General features: G+C 24.6%; 2 protein-coding genes. One reads left to right on the forward strand and one right to left on the reverse strand.

The window, feature by feature from the left end; translation table 11 throughout:
- Positions 1-134: 134 nt before the first annotated feature.
- A complete protein-coding gene (locus GBZ86_RS14585) occupies positions 135-1,700 on the forward strand; it encodes a MutS-related protein (RefSeq protein WP_152891851.1) in 1,566 nt (521 codons plus the stop codon).
- A gap of 139 nt (positions 1,701-1,839) precedes the next feature.
- Here GBZ86_RS14585 and GBZ86_RS14590 read toward each other — a convergent pair whose 3' ends face one another.
- A complete protein-coding gene (locus GBZ86_RS14590; RefSeq protein WP_152891853.1) occupies positions 1,840-2,790 on the reverse strand; it encodes a hypothetical protein in 951 nt (316 codons plus the stop codon).
- Positions 2,791-2,875: the final 85 nt, after the last annotated feature.

Consider the following 2,875-nt stretch of genomic DNA (forward strand, 5'->3'; position numbering starts at 1 on the left):
AATTAATGGTTGCGGAATTCCGCAACCGACTATATTATATAGATATATAGGAGTAAAATTTACAAATTAACTTTAAAAGTATTTTAGCTACATGTTATATAAATAATTTTAATATTTTAGAAAGGTAAAAAAATATGAGAAAATGGAGTACTTTAAAGTTTATAAAAAATGATTTTGCACAAGAGTTATCAAAGGAAAGGAATTTAAAATATGTTAGAAAGTATTTTGATATTAGTGAAAAAGAGGAATTTACTATAGATAATCAAACTTGGAATGATCTTGATATGGATGAAGCATATAAAATGTTAGATAGGTGTTATAGTAGTGTAGGTGAAGGCACTTTATATAAAATGCTTAGAACTCTTATAAAAGATGAAGATAAATTAAAAGAAAGACATAAAATAATTGAATTTTTTAAGAAAAATAGTGAAGTTAGAACTAATATACAATACATATTTTTTATGCTAGGAAGAGATAGAAAAAATACTTTCTTAGATATGATGGATTCAGATTTTTTAATAAGTAAAACTAAGTATTATATATATACTATATTAGGAAAGATATTACCTATTTTATTAATAATACTATCAATTTTTCAAAGTCCCATTTATTTGTTAGCACTTTTAATAGTGGGACTAGTAAATGTAGGTATAAACGGTAAAGAAAAAAGAAATGTTAGAGAAAGAGGAATTGTTTATTTAAGGGATATTATAAATTCAGCAAAAGAAATAAGTAAATTTAACAATGAAGAAATAAGCTGTTATGTTACTAAAATCAAGAAATTACTTAAAGAAATTGGCCCTATTGATAAGGGATTATTAGGCATTACTATTGCAAATATGTGTGATGGAATATTTGAAAGTTTAGCATTATTATTTTTATTAGAAGAAAGTTCTTATTATAAAATTTCACATAATTTAAAAAATAAAAAGGATACTCTTTTAGAATTATATGAAACTATTGGACAATTAGAAGCTTTAATTTCTATGTCTAGTTATGAGGCAGGATTAAATGGACATTATACTACACCAAAATTCACCAAAGAATTATGTTTTAATATAGTTGAAGGAAAACATGTACTTTTAATTAATGGGGTACCTAATTCTATTAATATGAAAAAGAAGGGGCTAGTTCTTACAGGAACAAATATGTCAGGTAAATCCACTTTTTTAAGAATGATAGGAATAAACATGATTCTTGCAGAAACATTTTATTTTGCATTAGCAGAAAAATACGAAGCTTCATTTTTTTATATAGTTTCTTCTATTAGTCCTAGTGATGATGTAACTAATGGAAAAAGTTATTATATGGCTGAGGCTGAATCCTTATTAAGAATAATAAATGCTCTAAATGAAGATGTACCAATATTTTGTCCTATAGATGAAATATTTAGAGGTACAAACCCCGTAGAAAGAATAGCTGCATCCGCTGAAATATTAACATATATAACTAACAATAATAGTATTTCCATTGTAACTACTCATGATAGAGAATTAGTAGATATTTTAAATGATAATTATGAATTTTATTACTTTAGTGAGGATGTAGATGTAAAGGATGGATTAAGTTTTGATTATAAACTAAAAAAAGGTGTTTCTAAAACTAAGAATGCTATTAAACTTTTAGATTACATAGGGTACCCAAAATCAATTATAGAAAAAGCTTATAGAAGAGCTGAAAAAATTGATGGATTCATTTAAAATTATATTTTTAAAATAATCTTTTAAAAAAGACAAATAAAAATTTTTATAAAGCCATGCTTAGCATGGTTTTATTTCATTCTATAACAAATAAAAATCTATTAAAAATATATTAAAAATCTATAAATAAGTTTAATTTTTAAAAATGTACATCTAAAAGGTTTAAAGTTTTATCAATAGGGTTTATTATTGAACCATATTTGTTGGCGCCCATTAGTAAACCAACAGCATTATTATTATTATCAACTACTACACTTCCAGAATCTCCTGCTTCACTCATTCTATTAGCAAAAATTTGGTTTTCCATAAGATATGTTCCACCGTCTTCAGTAGTAGTATTTAATTTCAAAAAAGTTGTTCCTACATGTCCTGTTGTATAGCCAGTAGTAGCACCAGTTTTTCTTATTGCCATAGTTGGATATGCTTTAGCAACGCCTTTTATTTTTCCTATATATGGTATAGATGTATCATACTCCATTTTATAAAAAATCTCTGCTATGGCAGCATCTGTATAATTAATTGTAACCCCATCAAAATATTGTTTTATAGCTAATGTTAAAGTAGCAATTACATTATGATAATAATTTCCTCCAAATCCTGCTGCAGGTTGAAGTATATAAGTTCCTTTTTCATATTTATTATCATCTGCAAGAACATGATTATTACTTAATATATAAGGAGTATTTTTTTTATTTCCAAAAACTATTGCTCCTAATGTTCCTGTAAAGGGGTCTCCATATACACCTACACTATATCCAGCCTGTATAGGTCGCTTTCTTGAACAAAAATTAAGCTTATTTATATTTTCATTTTTACTTTTATTAGTATTAGAATTTAAAAAATCAAAACTTCCACATTGAATAATGTCAGTTTTAATGCCTAAGAAATTACTAGAAATAATGTCATGTTTATATAATTTATTTAAAGGTATCTTTTTTTCAACTAAAACATGTAAACAAGGTTCTTTCGTATCCATATTTTTAATACTTTTATTTCCAAAACCTATTCCTATTACATTAGATTTTGATGAAAAAAATGAATAATAATTTTTAATAATATCAACTACTGATTTTTCTATTAAAGAACTCATATAAATTACCTCTTTTATATAATTTTTAGAAAATTTCAAATAGCATATTAATTAATTAAAAACTATTCTATATACTATATGAAAT

This window comes from Clostridium tarantellae, assembly GCF_009295725.1.
GTDB classification, from domain to species: Bacteria; Bacillota; Clostridia; order Clostridiales; family Clostridiaceae; genus Sarcina; species Sarcina tarantellae.